Consider the following 15,443-nt stretch of genomic DNA (forward strand, 5'->3'; position numbering starts at 1 on the left):
GAGGTTCCATGCGCTGGGTGAACCGCCAGATCCGGCCGGGCAATCGCGTGCTGCTAGGCGCCGCGCCGGTCGTGATCCTGATCATCGTCTATCTGTTCATGGCGGCCAGCCGCCATGCCGCCAACCCCTCGGACAAGATCCTGCCCCTGCCCGGCGGCATGGTGGAGGCCATGTCCGGGCTGCTGAGCGAGCCGGACGCGCTTTCAGGACAGATCGTGTTCTGGGCCGATACGCTGGCGAGCCTGCAACGCCTCGGGCTGGGGCTGGCCATCTCCACCGTCTCGGCGCTGCTCGTTGGACTGGTGCTGGGCGTGCTGCCACCGGTGCGCACCACGTTCGGTCCGCTGGTGACCGGCATCGCGGTGATCCCGCCGATCGCGCTGCTGCCGATCCTGTTCATCGCCTTCGGCCTGGGCGAGACCGCCAAGGTGGCGCTGATCGTGGTCGGCATCGCCCCGTTCATGATCCGCGATATCGCCGCGCACGTCGCCAGCCTGCCGCGGGAACAGATCATCAAGGCGCAGACGCTGGGCGCAAGCAGCTGGCAACTGATGCTGCGCGTGGCGCTGCCGCAGGCGATGCCGCGCCTGATCCAGGCGGTGCGCCTTTCGCTGGGACCGGCCTGGGTGTTCCTGATCTCGGCCGAGGCGATCGCGTCCGATGTCGGGCTGGGGTACCGCATCTTCCTTGTTCGCCGCTACCTCTCGATGGACATCATCCTGCCCTACGTCGCGTGGATCGCGCTGCTGGCGATCGTGATGGACGTGGCGCTGGTGAAGATCAGCCATCGTCTCTATCCCTGGGCGCATGGAGCCGGACATTGAGCGCGCTCCTCAGCCTCCGCGACCTCTGGGTCGAATACGGCGACAAGGTCGTGCTCGAACGGGTGAACCTCGACATCGAGGCCGGCTCCTTCGTGTCGATCATCGGCCCGTCCGGCGCGGGCAAGAGCAGCCTGCTGCGCGTCGTTCTCGGGCAGGAACGGCCCACGCGCGGCTCGATCCTGCTCGATGGCGTGCCGCTGGCGCCCGAATGCGGGCCGGACCGCGGCGTGGTCTTCCAGCGCTATTCGGTGTTTCCGCACCTGTCCGCCCTGCGCAACGTGATGTTCGGGCTGGAATGCGCGGAAGCGCCCTTCACCGCGCGGCTGTTCGGCGCACGCCGCCGCGCCGCGGCCGCCGAAGCGGCGGACATGCTCGCCGCCGTTGGCCTGGGCGACAGCCTGGATCTGCTTCCGGCGGAGATGTCGGGCGGGATGCAGCAGCGGCTTGCCATCGCGCAGGCGCTGATCAAGCGCCCCCGCATCCTGCTGCTGGACGAACCGTTCGGTGCTCTCGATCCGGGCATCAGGGCGGATATGCACGCGCTCATCACGCGGCTGTGGCGGGACTACTCGCTGACCATCCTGATGGTGACGCACGATCTGCGCGAAGCCTTTGCGCTGGGCACCCGCGTCCTCACACTCGACAAGCGCCGGATCGATCCGCACGCGCCGCACCGCTTTGGCGCGACCGCCGTTTACGACCTGCGACTGAAGCCTCGTCCGGTTCCGACGAACGACGAGAGTATTACACTTGACCAAGTTAGTAATAATTGAGAGACCTGCGTCATGAGCACCGAGCCTCCTCTCGCCAACCTCGCCCGGCTCAGCATGAGCCTTCCGGCGGAACTGTTCCGCCAGCTTGACGTGATGGTGGAGGAACGCGGCCTGCCGTCGCGTTCCCAGCTGATCGCCGAACTGATTCGCCACGCCCTGGCCGAACACGAAGCCCTGACCCGTCCCGACGAGATGCTCGCCGGAACGATCACGCTGGTCTATCGGGGCGATCGCGGGCGGGTGCGGCACCAGCTTGCCCAGACGCAGGCCGATTACCTCAAGGAGGTCATCTCCTCGCAGCACGTCTTCCTGGAAGACGACCAGTCGCTCGAAGTCCTGCTCGTGCAGGGACCGGCGGTGCGGCTGAAGGCGCTGTGCGATGCGCTGCGGGGCATTCGCGGCGTCCACCAGCTCGAACTGGTCACGACCACCGCGCTGCTGCCGCCGCTGTACGAACAGGATGACGTGGAGGCCGATGGCGGCGGGCTTCGGGAACAGAAGCCCGTGCGCGGCGCGCGCAAGGGAGCCGCGGCATGAGTGGGGGACTGGCCGATCCGCTCGCCGCGCGCGACCATGCCCGCGCCATGGGCGGCACCAAGGTGGAAGCGATGCCGGTGCTTCCGCCGGTCGCCGAAGACCTCCCCGGCGATGTTCCCGCGAATGACCTGTTGTGGGAAGAAGTGGTGGCCGCCGGTGGCTATGCCACGCGCCGGCTGGCGCGTGGTACGCGCCTGCGCCTGACCGACCTGCGCGGCGATGCCTGCGCCTCGCTGATGGTCTTCAACGCCGAAATGCCCACCGAGCGGCTCAACGTCGCCGATACGGTCAAGGTCCAGTGGAACGCCTATCTGGGCGCGGGCAAGCTGCTGCTGTCGGACATGGGCCGCGTGCTGATGAGCATCATCGAGGACGACGCCGGAACGCACGATGCGTTCTGCGGCACGTCCAACGCGGCGACCAACGCCGCGCGCTATGGCGAAGGCCGCAACAGCGGCGCCTTCCCCAACGGGCGCGACCGCCTGTTGCTGGGGGCGGCGAAGCACGGCCTTGGCCGCCGCGACGTGCATCCCTGCATCAACCTGTTCAAGGGCACGCGGATCGAGGCCGACGGCGCGATCACGCCGCTGGTCGGTCCCTACGACCCCGGCCGTACCGTGCTGCTGCGGGCCGAAATGGACGTGATCGTGGTCATCGCCAACTGCCCGCACGTGCTCGATCCCCGTCCGGAATGGACCGTGACCCCGTTGCGCCTTTCGGCCTGGCGCGGCCCGGTGACGCCGGCCGATGACGCGATCCGCAATGCGACGCCGGAAGGCCTGCGCGCCTTCCTCAACGTCGAAGACTATTACCGCCGCTAGCCAAGGAATTCGCCAGCATGAGCGTGGACCCCCATACCGCCGGGCTTCCCGGCACCATCGTGCACGACGAGATCGTGCCGTCGCGCGCGCCGTGGCTGCACCATGTCGCCGCCGGGCAGACGCTGCGGATCGTCGATCTGGAAGGCAACCAGGCGGTCGATTTCCTACTCTATGCCACGGCCGACGATGCCGAACGCTACAGCGCGCAGGATACGGTGGCGGCGCAGGGTAACCTGTTCCTGCGCGCCGGAACCGTGCTGCGATCGAACGAGGGGCGGCCGATGATGGTCATCACCGGCACCTCGGTCGATTACCACGACACCATCGGCGGGGCGTGTTCGTGCGAATCCAATACCCTGCGCTATGGCCATCACACCAAGGCGCAGCACGCCTGCGTCGAGAACTTCCTTGAGGCGAACCTTCTCGAAGGGCGCAGCAAGCGCGACATCGTCTCGAACATCAACTTCTTCATGAACGTTCCCGTCGAGGCCGACGGCGCGCTCGGCATCGTCGACGGTATCTCGGCGCCGGGGCTTACGGTGGACCTGCGCGCGGAAATGGACGTGACGGTGGTCGTGTCCAACTGTCCGCAGATCAACAATCCCTGCAACGCGTTCAACCCGACGCCGGTACGGATGATCGTGGCGGCATGAGCTTCGATACCGTCCTGATCGCGAACCGGGGCGCCATCGCCACCCGGATCATCCGCACCCTGCGCCGCATGGGCCTGAAGTCGGTCGCCGTCTATTCGGAAGCCGATGTGGATTCGCTCCATGTCTCGCAAGCCGATGAAGCGGTGTGCATCGGCCCCGCGCCGGCGGCGGAGAGCTATCTCAACGTCGCCGCGATCCTGGCGGCGGCCAAGGCGACGGGCGCGGGCGCGATCCATCCCGGCTATGGCTTCCTCGCCGAAAACGCCGAGTTTGCCGAGGCTTGCGCGGCTGTCGGCATCGCCTTCATCGGCCCGAACCCCGACAACATCCGCACCTTCGGCCTCAAGCACAGCGCGCGCGCGCTGGCGCGCGAACACGGCGTGCCGCTGGCGCCGGGCACCGAACTGCTGCAGGACGAGGACGAGGCCGTCACGGCCGCGCGCGAGATCGGATACCCGGTCATGCTGAAGGCCACGGCCGGCGGCGGGGGCATCGGCATGCGCGTGTGCGAGGACGATGACGCGGTGCGGCAGGGCTTCGCCGCCGTGGCGCGGCTGGGCGAAGGCAACTTCGGCGATGCCGGCGTGTTCCTGGAAAGCTACGTCGGCCGCGCGCGCCATATCGAGGTGCAGATCTTCGGCGACGGCGCCGGCCGGATCATGGCCCTGGGCGAGCGCGACTGTTCGCTCCAGCGCCGCAACCAGAAGGTCGTGGAAGAAGCGCTGGCGCCCAACCTGCCCGCCAGCGTGCGCGCCGACCTGATCGCCGCCGCCGTCCGGCTGGGCGAGGCCGCGAACTACAAGTCGGCCGGCACGGTCGAGTTCCTCTACGATGCCGAGCGCGAACGGTTCTTCTTCCTGGAAATGAACACACGGCTGCAGGTTGAACACGGCGTGACCGAAGAGGTCATGGGCATCGACCTGGTCGAATGGATGATCCGGGGCGCTGCGGGCGATTTCGCGATGCTCGACGCGCCAGCGCCGCAGCCCAAGGGCCATGCCATCCAGGTGCGGCTCTATGCCGAAGATCCTGCGCTCGATTATCGCCCGACATCCGGCACGCTCACCGCGGTAAGTTTCCCCGGGGATATTCGCGCCGAAACATGGTGCATGGCGGGCACCACGGTCAGCGCGTGGTACGATCCGATGCTGGCCAAGCTGATCGTCCACGCCCCCACGCGGGCCGAGGCGGTCACGGCGATGCAGCAGGCGCTCAACGCCAGCCGCATCGACGGGATCGAGACCAACTTGCGCTGGCTGCGCGACGTGGTGCGCGCGGCCCCGTTCGTGGCCGGCGATGTTTCCACCCGCCTGCTCGACGGGCTGAATTTCGGTCCGCGCGGCATCCGCGTCATCAGCGGCGGCACCGCAACCACGGTGCAGGACTGGCCGGGCCGGCAAGGCCTGTGGGCCATCGGCGTGCCGCCGTCTGGCCCCATGGACGACCAGTCGTTCCGCCTGGGCAACCGCCTGCTCGGCAATCCCGAAGGCACGGCCGGGCTGGAAATGACCATCACCGGGCCGATCCTGCTGTTCAACGCCCCCGCGCGCATCTGCCTGATGGGGGCGGACTTCAAGGCCCGCCTCGATGGCGTTCCGGTCGAACGCGGCGTGGCGATCGAGATCGCGGCGGGGCAGACATTAGCGTTCGGCCGCGTCACCGGCGGCGGGCTGCGCGGCTATATCCTGATCGCCGGCGGGCTGGACGTGCCGCCCTATCTCGACAGCCGCAGCACGTTCGAGCTGGGCCAGTTCGGCGGCCATGCCGCGCGCCGGCTGCTGGCGGGCGATACGCTGCATCCGGCGGGCGCAGCCACGGGCGATGCCCTTCCCACCGCGCCGCTGCCCGATCTGGCGAAGGAATGGACGCTGCGCGTGCTCTATGGCCCGCACGGCGCGCCGGACTTCTTCACAGACGCGGACATCGACACCATCCTGGCGGCGGAATGGCAGGTCCACTACAACAGCAACCGCACCGGCGTGCGACTGGTTGGCCCCAAGCCGCAGTGGGCACGCGCGGATGGTGGCGAGGCCGGGCTGCACCCGTCGAACATCCACGACAATCCCTATGCCATCGGCGCGGTCGATTTCACCGGCGACATGCCGATCATCCTCGGGCCTGACGGCCCCTCGCTCGGTGGTTTCGTCTGCCCGTTCGTGGTGATCGCGGCGGACCGCTGGAAGATCGGGCAGCTCGCGCCGGGCGATCGCCTGTGCTTCCGCCCGGTGACGATCGACGACGCGATGAAAGCGGACGCGGCGCAGCGTACGCTCGTCGCCAGCGGCACGGTGCCGGCCCCGACCGCCGCCCGCGCCATCGTCGATCTTTCGCCGATCCTGGCCGATCTGCCGGCGAAGGGCGAGCGCCCGCGCACCGTCTATCGCCAGCAGGGCGACCGCAACATCCTGGTCGAATACGGCCCGATCGTGCTCGACATCGAACTGCGCATCCGCGTCCACGCGCTGATGGCGGAGCTGGAACGGATGGCCCTGCCCGGCGTGATCGACATCGTGCCCGGCATCCGCTCGCTCCAGTTCCATTTCGACGGCGTGCGGCTGGACCAGCGCGCGGCGCTGGCCGCGCTGATCGATGCAGAGGAGCGGCTGGGCGATCTGGAGGACTTCGCGGTGCCATCCCGCATCGTCCATCTGCCGCTGAGCTGGCGCGATCCCGCCACGATCGAGACGATCCAGAAATACATCGCCGCCGTGCGCGATGATGCGCCGTGGTGCCCGGACAACATCGAGTTCATCCGCCGCGTGAACGGCCTGCCCGATGCCGACGCGGTCGAGCAGGTGATCTTCGACGCCAGCTACCTCGTGCTGGGCTTGGGCGATGTCTATCTCGGCGCGCCGGTGGCGACGCCCGTCGATCCCCGGCACCGTCTGGTCACGACCAAGTACAACCCGGCGCGCACCTGGACCCCGCCCAACGTGGTCGGCATCGGCGGGGCCTATATGTGCATCTATGGCATGGAAGGGCCGGGCGGATACCAGCTGTTCGGCCGCACCATCCAGGTCTGGAACACGCATCGCGAGACCGACGCGTTCGAGGGCGGCAAGCCGTGGCTGCTGCGTTTCTTCGACCAGATCCGCTTCTTCAAGGTGAGCGCCGAGGAACTGGCCGACTGGCGCCGGGATTTCCCCAGCGGGCGCCGATCCATCCAGGTCGAGGAGTCGGAGTTCCGCCTGGCCGATTACCGCGCGTTCCTGCGCGACAACGCCGATACGATCGCCTCGTTCGAGGCACAGCGGCAGGCGGCCTTCGATGCCGAGCGCGCCGAATGGCAGCGCATCGGCGAGTTCGACCGGGTGACCGACCTGACCGATCGCGATGGCGGGGCCGAGCCCGCCGTCGCCATCGAGGTGCCCGATGGCGCCGATGTGATCGAGGCGCCGTTCGGCGGCGTCGTGTGGAAGCTGCTCGTTGCTCCCGGCGATACGGTGGAAGCCGGGGACACGATCGCGGTGATCGAGGCGATGAAGATGGAATGCCCGGTCGAAAGCCCCGGTGCCGGCACGGTGGCCGCGCTCTATCTGGAAGAGCGGCAATCGCTGCTGCCCGGTGCGCCGATGCTGGCGCTGAGCCCGCTGGCATGAGCGTGTCGTTCGCCCGGCGCGGCGTTGCCGCTACCGCCGCCGCCGTCAACAGCGGAGAGACCAGCGCGCTTGCCGTGATGGAAGAAACGCTGGCCCGCATCGCCGCCTACGATGCGGTGCAGCCGCAGGCCTGGATCAGCCGCGCCGATCCCGAGGCGCTGCGCGAAGCCGCGCGTGCGGTGGACGCCCGCATCGCGGCGGGCGAAACATTGCCGCTGGCGGGCGTGCCCTTCGCGGTGAAGGACAACATCGATGTCGCCGGGTTCGAGACCACGGCCGGCTGCCCCGCCTTCACCTATCGTCCCGATAGTTCGTCGGACGTGGCCGCGCGGCTGAAGGCGGCTGGCGCGCTCTGCGTCGGCAAGACCAACCTCGACCAGTTCGCCACCGGCCTCGTCGGCACGCGAACGCCCTACGGCATCCCCCGCAACGTACACAACCTCGCCTATGTCAGCGGCGGATCGAGTTCGGGCTCGGCGGTCGTCGTCGCGGCGGGGCTGGTGCCCTTCGCGCTCGGCACCGACACCGCCGGATCGGGCCGCGTGCCCGCCGCGTTCAACCATCTCATCGGATTCAAGCCCAGCAAGGGGCGCTGGAGCACGCGCGGCCTGATTCCGGCGTGCCGCACGATCGACTGCATCACCGCGTTCACCGATGACATCGCCGGTGCGGCCCTGATCGATTCCGTGGTGGCGGGCTTCGATGCCGCCGATCCCTATTCCAAGCCGCTGGCCGATCGCCCAGTGGGCCGCACGCGCATTGGCGTACCGCGCCGGGCACAGCGCCTGTGGTTCGGCGATGCCGAATCCGAATATCTCTATAATCGCGCGCTCGAGAAGCTTGGCGCGCTGGGCGAGATCGTGGAGATCGACACGGCGCCGCTGCAGGAAGCGGCGCAGCTTCTCTATGGCGGCCCCTGGGTTGCCGAACGCACCGCGGCCATCGCCGGCCTTCTCGCCAGCGATCCCGATGCGATCGACGAAACCGTGCGCAAGGTCGTCGAACCGGGGGGGGACATCGGGGCGGTCGAACTGTTCAACGGCATCTATCGCCTGGCCGCGCTCAAGCGGCAGGCAGACCAGATGTGGGACGCCATCGACGTGCTGGCTTTCCCCACCACGGGCACGACCTATCGCGTGGCGGAACTGCTGGCGGCGCCGATCGCGCTCAACAGCAACCTCGGCGCCTATACCAACTTCGTGAACCTGCTCGACATGGCCGCCGTGGCCGTGCCGGCCGGCGCGCGCGCTAATGCCACCGGCTTCGGGATCACCCTGATCGGGCCTGCCGATACCGATCAGGGTCTTTTGACGCTGGCCAACGACTACCTGGCGGCCGCCGACTTGCCGCCGCCACCGCCGCTCGATCTGGAGGGACGAATGCAGACCGTGAAACTCGCCGTCGTCGGCGCCCATCTCAAGGACATGCCGCTGCACTGGCAACTCACCTCGCGCGAGGCCACGTTCGTTGGCGCGTTCGAGACCGCGCCCACGTACCGGCTCTATGCCATCGCCGACAGTGTGCCGCCCAAGCCCGCGCTGATCCACAACGCGGATGGGGCGGCGATCGCGGTCGAGGTCTATGAACTCGATGTCGCCGCCTTCGGCAGCTTCGTGGCCGAAGTGGTGCCCCCGCTCGCGATCGGCACGGTGACGCTGGCCGACGGCAGCAGCGTTAAGGGTTTCGTGGCGGAGCCGCGCGCGATCGACGGGGCCACCGACATCACGCACCTGGGTGGCTGGCGCGCCTATATCGCGAGCCTTTAGGGTCGGGCGGACCTGGCACTTCCACTCTCCCCCCTTCAGGGGAGAGATACGCAGGCTTGGTCGTGAAACGGCCTAGCCGAAATTGAGAGGGGCAAGCGCGGTGCGCCCCCTCTCCCAACCCTCTCCCCTGAAGGCGAGAGGGCTAAAAGCCCCCTACTTCCCGATCTTGCCCGGCTTCGACCACCACGAAAGCGTGTGCACGTCGTGCGAGGTCGTCCACACACCCTTGCGCGTGTAGCGCAGCGCGCCGCTGCCCGAAGCCTTGCCCATGCGCGCGCGGATCGCCAGCGTCGCCGGGTCGATCACCACGAACACCTGGTCGGCGGTGGTGCGCAGCCACACCTTGCCGCCGCCGGTATCGATGTCGCCGTACTTGAGATTGTCGCCCACCTTGACGCGGCCGGTGACAGCGCCCGTGGCGGGATCGATCCGCGCGACGGTGCCATCGCCTTGCTCCTGCACCCACACCGCGCCTTCGCCGGCGGCGAGGAAGCCGGGTTCCTTGCCCAGCGCGGTCTTCCCGGCAACCGTGTTGGTCGCGGGATCGATGCGCTGGACGGACTGCTGCGCGCTGCTGACCGCCCACAGCGATCCCAGCCCGAACGCCAGATAGAACGTGCCCGGATCGACCGGTATGGTCGCGATCACGCTGTTGGTCGCGGGATCGACGCGCGAGACCACGCCCTTGCCGTCGCTGGCAACCCAGATCGAGCCGGCGCCCGCCACGACGTTCAGCTCGCCGAACGGATTGGCGATGCCGGTCGGGATCGTGGCGGTGATCTGCGCGGTCCGCGTGTCGATGCGCTTGAGCGCGCCTTCCTTGCAATCGGCGACCCACAGCGCGCCATCGGCCACCGCCATGGCCCCGCACGGACGCGTCATCGGCACTTCCGCGCGCTTGCCGCCACGCGCCCACTGTTCCACCCTGCCCTTGTTGGTCGCCCACACGGTATCGCCATCGACCGCGAGGAAATCCGCGAAGCCCGGCACGGTGATGACCTGTTCCTCCTGCGCCTGCGCCGCCGGCGGCTCCACGCAGAGAGCGGCAAGCGCCACCATCGCCAACCCGAGCCTGTTCATTTCGGTTCTCCTTCAAGGAAACAGCGCATGCGCTTTCGCGTTGCAGCATTGTCCGAAACAACCGTCTTGTCCACGCCGTTATTACGAGAATGTGGCTATGTAATACCTTTTTGGGCGCGCGTGCCATCGGATGCGTTGCGGGGCGCGTTAGCAAATGCGGAATATTACGCTTGACGATATAGGTAATATCGATAGCATGCCGGCATCATTCGGAAATCCATCCGCCGAGGACCACGATGGGCAAGGACTTCAAGCAGACGCTGGTCAACCTGATCCCGCCCGCGATGATCGTCGCCGTGGTGCTGTTCTGGGCCTTTATTCCCGAAGCGCTGGCCAAACATCCGGCGACCATCATCGCGGCCGGCCTTGTCATCACCGCGATTGTTCTGGGGCTGGAGTTCCTGTTCGAACGGCACGCCGGCTGGCGGCTGAACAAGCGCGAGTTCCTGACCGATACGTTTTATGTTGTCCTGGGCTACACCGCGATCTCGTGGGTTTCCAACACGCTCGCGGAAGACCCCCTGAAGGCGGTCAAGAAATCGCTGGGCATCACCACCGACTGGGCGATGCACATGCCCTTTCTCCTCCAGGTGGCGCTTGTCGTGTTCCTGATCGAGTTCGGCCAGTATTGGATGCACCGGCTGATGCACAACTGGCATCCGGCCTGGCTCACCCATGCGCCACACCACCACATCACCCAGCTGAACGCGATGAAGGGATATGTCGGCAATCCGATAGAGCTGTTCCTGATCAGCCTGAGCGTGGTGGCGCTGTTCGATCTGCCGCTGGCCGCGATCTTCTGCGCGGCGAACATCCTGGGCGTGGTTTCCACGTTCGCGCATGCCAATGTGCGGTCCGATCCGCCGCTGTTCTATTCTTTCTTCTTCACGACGATCCGCAACCACAGCCTGCATCATTCGGTGCCCTATGAGGACACCCGCTGCAATTACGCCAATTCGCTGATCCTGATCGATCGCGTGTTCGGCACCTATCGCGAAGGCGAAGCGGACATCGTGGGGCAGGACGAACGCAAGCGGCTGTCGATATGGGAACAGTTCCTGTTCCCGTTCCGCCCGGTGATCGACGCGATCAAGGCCCGGCGCAACGATCCCCCGGCTACCGCCGGCTAAGCGGTGAGCCTGCTGCGTTCGCCCGCGCCCGATCGCACCATCGCCTCGCTGCAACAAGCGCGCGCGGCGCTGCGCCGGGGCGATGTGGCGGGTTGCGCGCAACTCGCCGATGCCGCGCTGCGCGTGAATGCCGCGCTCCCCGAGGCGCATTTCCTGCTCGCCATGGCGCTGGCCGAAACCGGGCGGATCAACGCCGCGCTGCCAGCCGTGGAACGGGCGGTTTCACTGGCGCGCAGCAATGCCGAATACGCCGCGCAGCACGCCCGCCTGCTGATCCTGCTGCGGCGGGAAGCCGAAGCCCGCGCCGCCGCCGACCATGCCGCGCGCTGTCCCACCGACGATCCGCTGGTGCTGGATACGATCGGCTGCACTTATGCCCGGCTCGGCGATCACGGCGCAGCCGTGCCCTTGTTCGAACGCGCGGTGGCCGCCATGCCCGCGAACGTTACGTTCCGCTTCAACCTGGCCAGCAGCTACGGCTTCTTCGGCCGCACCGACGATGCCGAAGCGCAGTACGAGGCCATGCTGGCGCACGATCCGGGCCATGGCCGCGCGCATCTGGGCCTGGCTGGTCTGCGGCGACAGAAGGCGGAGCGGAACCACACCGCGCGGCTGGAGACGGCCATCGGCGCGCAGCCCGATCCGGTCGAACGCTTGCGCATCCACTATGCCGCAGCCAAGGAATACGAGGATCTGGGGCGGCACGAGGATGTCTTCCGCCATCTTTCCACGGCCAACGCCGCGCACCGCAAGCGGCTGGGCTTTTCGATGGAGAGCGACGAGCACAACGCCACCGCGCTGCGTGAGGCCTTTGCCGATCCCGCCTATTTCGCCGGTGAAAGCACGCTGGCCGACGCGCCGATCTTCGTGGTGGGCATGCCGCGCACCGGCACGACGCTGGTCGACCGCATCCTGGCGGCCCACCCGCAGGTGGAATCGGTTGGCGAGTTGCAGGCCATGCCGCTGGCGCTGAAACGCCTGTCGCAGAGCCCTTCGCGCATGGTGCTCGACCCCGAGACTATCGCGGGCGTGCGATCGGCACGGCCCGAAGACCTTGGCCGCGCCTATCTCGACCGCGCGCGCCAGCACGCCGGCGGCGAAGCGCCAATCTTCGTCGACAAGTTCCCGCTCAACTTCCTCTATGCCGGCCACATCGCGCGCGCGCTGCCCAACGCCCGGATCGTCTGCCTGCGCCGCCACCCGCTCGATGCGGTGTGGAGCAACTACAAGAACCTGTTCGCCACCACCTCGCCCTACTACGGCTGGTCATACGACCTCGTCGATGCGGCGCGGTACTATGCCCTGTTCGATGGCCTGGTCGCGCTGTGGCGGGATCTGTTTCCCGGCCCCGTGCTCGAACTCGGCTACGAAGCCCTGATCGCCGATCAGGAAGGCGAAACCCGGCGCCTGCTCGATCATTGCGGGCTGCCGTGGGACGATGCCTGCCTGTCGTTCCACACCGCCAGCGGCGCGGTGGCAACGCCCAGCGCGCAACAGGTGCGCCGGCCGCTGAACGCCGATTCCGTGCAGCGCTGGCGCCATTACGAAGCGCATCTCGGCCCCGCCCGCGCCTGGCTGGAGCAGGCCGGCATCGCCTGCGACTGAAGCGCCAGCCCTTGGGGCTATCGAGCGGCGAACGCGAACCAGTAGAGAAACGCGATGTTGATCGCCAGCAAGGGCAGCGCGGTGCCGATCTGGCGGCGGATCACGCCGTATTCGTCGCGCAGTTCCAGCAGCGCGGCGGGCACCAGATTGAAATTGGCCGCCATCGGGGTCATCAGCGTACCGCAGAAGCCGGCGAGCATCCCGATCGCGCTGATCGCCGCCGGATCGCCGTGATAAGTGCTAATCAGCAAGGGCATGCCGATGGCGGCGAACATCACCGGGAACGCCGCGAAAGCATTGCCCATGACCATGGTGAACAGCGCCATTCCCAGCCCGAAGGCCACCACCGCGCCGATCAGGCTGCCCTCCGGAATGCCAAGACGGACGATCCCGCCCACCGCCTCGCCCACCCCGGCCAGCGCGAACACGGCGCCCAGGCTGGCCAGCATCTGCGGCAGGATCGCGGCCCAGCCGACCTGGTCCATCAGCCGCCTGCCTTGTTGCAAGGGCAGCGCGAGAGGCGCGCGCAGCAGCGCGCCACCGGCCGCCACGGCCAGCACCACGCCCAGCCCAAGGCTGATCAGCGTCGCCTGCTTGCTTTCGATCAGCGCGGGAAACTGCTTGAACAGCAACGTACCGGCCAGCGCCGTCAACGGGATGGCCAGCGCGATCAGGAACAGGCGATTGCCATGGCGCGCCGCGCGCGCGGTCAGGGTGGTCGATGGAACTTCGCCCGCATCGCTCCGCCCCAGCCCCCGCGCGCCGATGCCCACCAGCGCCAGCACGAGCAGCCCGTTGCCGACATCGCCGAACCGATCGCCGCCCCACATGCTCGCGGCCATCAGCCCCCAGAACGCGCCGTTCCGGAACCGCCGGGGGTTCCCCGCATCGCGCAGCCCCAGCACGGCGAACGCGGCGAAGACCGCCCCGGCCAGTCCATAGACCCATTGCAGCGTGATCATGCCTCCGTTTCCCGGCCCTTCGTTCGGGCGAGGCGACGGTCCAGCAGCCATAGTCGGAAGCCGTGGACCGCGAAGGCGGCGATCGCCGTAGGGATGGCCCAGACCGAAAGCTGGAAGGGTTCGACGACGATCCCGTATTGTTCGAGCAGGCCCTTCATCAGCAGGATCGATCCGATCGCCAGGAAGATGTCCTCGCCGAAGAACAGCCCGACATTGTCGGTCGCGGCAGCCCAGGCCTTGATTTCCTCGCGCTCCGCTTCCGGCAGATCGCCCGCCTGTGCTTCGGCGGCGGCCAGCGCCGTGGGGGCCACCAGCGGCCGCACGGTCTGCGGATGGCCGGCGACGGAGGTCAGCCCGATCGCCGCCGTCGCCTGGCGCAGGAGCAGGTATCCCGCCAGCAGGCGCCCCGCCGTGGCGCCGCGCAACCCGCCGATCAGCGTCCTCGCCCGTTCCCGCAGGCCATAGGCTTCGAGCATGCCGATGACCGGCAGCACGATCCACACGACGCTGACGTAGCGCGTATCGTTGAACGCCTTGCCGAAGGCCGCGACGATCGCCACGGGGCTCAGCCCCGCCGCCAGTCCCGTCGCCAGCGCCGCCGCCACGATGACGAGCAGCGGATTGAAGCGGAGCATGAAGCCCGCGACGATGATGGCGATGCCCAGCAATACCCACATGCCCGTGGTATCCGATTGGCGGGCCGCCTATGTCAAAAACAATCCGCGCGGATCTAGGGTCAAGACCCTAGGGCACGATCTTCATGGCCTTGAGCCACAAGGCGTACTGACTGAACCAGGCATCGCTGGTGGTGCCGTTAGGCTGCGAGGCGAAGCCGTGGCCGCCGCCGCTGTAGAGGTGGAATTCCACCGATGCGCCGGATTTGCGCCAGCCATCGATCAGGCCGAGATCGTCCTTGCCGAAGAAGCGGTCGTCCATCGCCAGCGCGGCGAACAGGGGCGGCGCATGGGGCGGGACGGGGCCGGTCTTGGTCGGGCCATAAATCAGTCCCGCGAAATCGGGCATGGTATCGGGCACATCGGCCTGCATCATCGCGAGCGTCGTCATCGCGCCGGCGGAAAAGCCCAGCAGCCCCACGCGGCGGGGATCGACATGCCATTCCTTCGCCCGGGCACGCACCGTGCGCACGGCGGACTGCGCATCGGCCACGGCATAGGGCAGATCCTGCAGGATATCGATCGGTGGCCCCTTGCCCGCGAACGTGCTCGCCAGCGCATCGCGGAAGCCGTCGATGCTGTCGGGCAGAACCAGCGTGCGGTACTTGAGGATAAACACGCGCACGCCCAGCTTGCCGAGCCGTTCGGCCACGCCATAGCCTTCGTTGTCCATCGACAGGAACTCGAAGCCGCCACCCGGAACGAGAATCACCGCCGGTTGATCGCCTGCGGGCGCAGCACCCTGGGCGGGAGGGACGACGATCAGTTCCGGCCGGTTGACGTTATAGACCAGCCGCTGTCCCGGCCCCTGCTGCGCCCAGGCTTCGTGGCGGCTTTCCCCGCCCTTCGGCGATGGCAGCGTGACTGGCAGAGCGATGCCCTGGCCGTCGGCCGGAATCGCGATGGGTTGCACCTGTTGCACCCAGTCGCCCGGGGCGGCCCGCGCCACGCCGGACAGAGCCAACAGCGCCATCAGCGCCATGCAACCGCGATGGAAAATGCGCATGCGGTTCTCCCTC

13 protein-coding genes are annotated in these 15,443 nt (G+C 67.8%); 9 read left to right on the forward strand and 4 right to left on the reverse strand.

Going from position 1 to position 15,443, the window contains the following annotated elements; translation table 11 throughout:
- Window positions 1-8 precede the first annotated feature (8 nt).
- Genes EH199_RS16725 through atzF form a run of 7 tightly spaced genes read left to right on the forward strand, consistent with a single transcriptional unit; the run spans window position 9 to window position 8,973 of the window.
- Window positions 9-824, forward strand: coding sequence for an ABC transporter permease (locus EH199_RS16725; protein ID WP_124810405.1), 816 nt, complete (start codon window positions 9-11; stop codon window positions 822-824).
- A complete protein-coding gene (locus tag EH199_RS16730; protein ID WP_124810406.1) occupies window positions 821-1,597 on the forward strand; it encodes an ATP-binding cassette domain-containing protein in 777 nt (258 codons plus the stop codon). Before EH199_RS16725 ends, EH199_RS16730 begins: the two co-directional genes overlap by 4 nt.
- Window positions 1,598-1,609: 12 nt before the next feature.
- Window positions 1,610-2,134 carry a CopG family ribbon-helix-helix protein gene (locus EH199_RS16735; protein WP_223806735.1) on the forward strand — a complete coding sequence of 175 codons (525 nt, stop codon included), beginning with the start codon at window positions 1,610-1,612 and terminating at the stop codon, window positions 2,132-2,134.
- Entirely contained in the window at window positions 2,131-2,955 is an 825-nt protein-coding gene (locus EH199_RS16740) for an urea amidolyase associated protein UAAP1 (RefSeq protein WP_124810407.1), read from the forward strand. Before EH199_RS16735 ends, EH199_RS16740 begins: the two co-directional genes overlap by 4 nt.
- 17 nt (window positions 2,956-2,972) lie before the next feature.
- Complete coding sequence (locus tag EH199_RS16745; protein WP_124810408.1) at window positions 2,973-3,608, forward strand: urea amidolyase associated protein UAAP2; 636 nt, start codon at window positions 2,973-2,975, stop codon at window positions 3,606-3,608.
- A complete protein-coding gene (gene uca, locus EH199_RS16750) occupies window positions 3,605-7,207 on the forward strand; it encodes an urea carboxylase (protein ID WP_124810409.1) in 3,603 nt (1,200 codons plus the stop codon). The genes EH199_RS16745 and uca overlap by 4 nt, the downstream gene beginning before the upstream one ends.
- Window positions 7,204-8,973 carry an allophanate hydrolase gene (atzF, locus tag EH199_RS16755; RefSeq protein WP_124810410.1) on the forward strand — a complete coding sequence of 590 codons (1,770 nt, stop codon included), beginning with the start codon at window positions 7,204-7,206 and terminating at the stop codon, window positions 8,971-8,973. The genes uca and atzF overlap by 4 nt, the downstream gene beginning before the upstream one ends.
- A gap of 153 nt (window positions 8,974-9,126) precedes the next feature.
- Here the strand turns inward: atzF and EH199_RS16760 are convergent, their stop codons facing one another.
- A complete protein-coding gene (locus EH199_RS16760; protein ID WP_124810411.1) occupies window positions 9,127-10,053 on the reverse strand; it encodes a YncE family protein in 927 nt (308 codons plus the stop codon).
- A gap of 236 nt (window positions 10,054-10,289) precedes the next feature.
- Here EH199_RS16760 and EH199_RS16765 point away from each other — a divergent pair, with 236 nt between their 5' ends.
- Window positions 10,290-11,183, forward strand: coding sequence for a sterol desaturase family protein (locus EH199_RS16765; protein ID WP_124810412.1), 894 nt, complete (start codon window positions 10,290-10,292; stop codon window positions 11,181-11,183).
- Window positions 11,184-11,186: 3 nt separating this feature from the next.
- A complete protein-coding gene (locus tag EH199_RS16770) occupies window positions 11,187-12,788 on the forward strand; it encodes a sulfotransferase (RefSeq protein WP_223806736.1) in 1,602 nt (533 codons plus the stop codon).
- 17 nt (window positions 12,789-12,805) lie between these two features.
- On the opposite strand, the gene EH199_RS16775 is transcribed toward EH199_RS16770, so the two are convergent.
- The 3 genes from EH199_RS16775 to EH199_RS16785 all read right to left on the reverse strand — a co-directional run bounded on the left by EH199_RS16775 (window position 12,806) and on the right by EH199_RS16785 (window position 15,430).
- A complete protein-coding gene (locus tag EH199_RS16775) occupies window positions 12,806-13,750 on the reverse strand; it encodes a DUF979 domain-containing protein (RefSeq protein WP_124810413.1) in 945 nt (314 codons plus the stop codon).
- Window positions 13,747-14,427: a DUF969 domain-containing protein gene (locus EH199_RS16780; protein ID WP_124810414.1), complete on the reverse strand. Its 681-nt coding sequence runs from the start codon at window positions 14,425-14,427 to the stop codon at window positions 13,747-13,749. The genes EH199_RS16775 and EH199_RS16780 overlap by 4 nt, the downstream gene beginning before the upstream one ends.
- Before the next feature lie 67 nt (window positions 14,428-14,494).
- Window positions 14,495-15,430, reverse strand: a complete 936-nt coding sequence (locus EH199_RS16785) for an alpha/beta hydrolase (RefSeq protein ID WP_124810415.1) — start codon at window positions 15,428-15,430, stop codon at window positions 14,495-14,497.
- Between the last annotated feature and the right edge of the window lie 13 nt (window positions 15,431-15,443).

Source organism: Novosphingobium sp. LASN5T (genome assembly GCF_003856955.1).
GTDB lineage: Bacteria > Pseudomonadota > Alphaproteobacteria > Sphingomonadales > Sphingomonadaceae > Novosphingobium.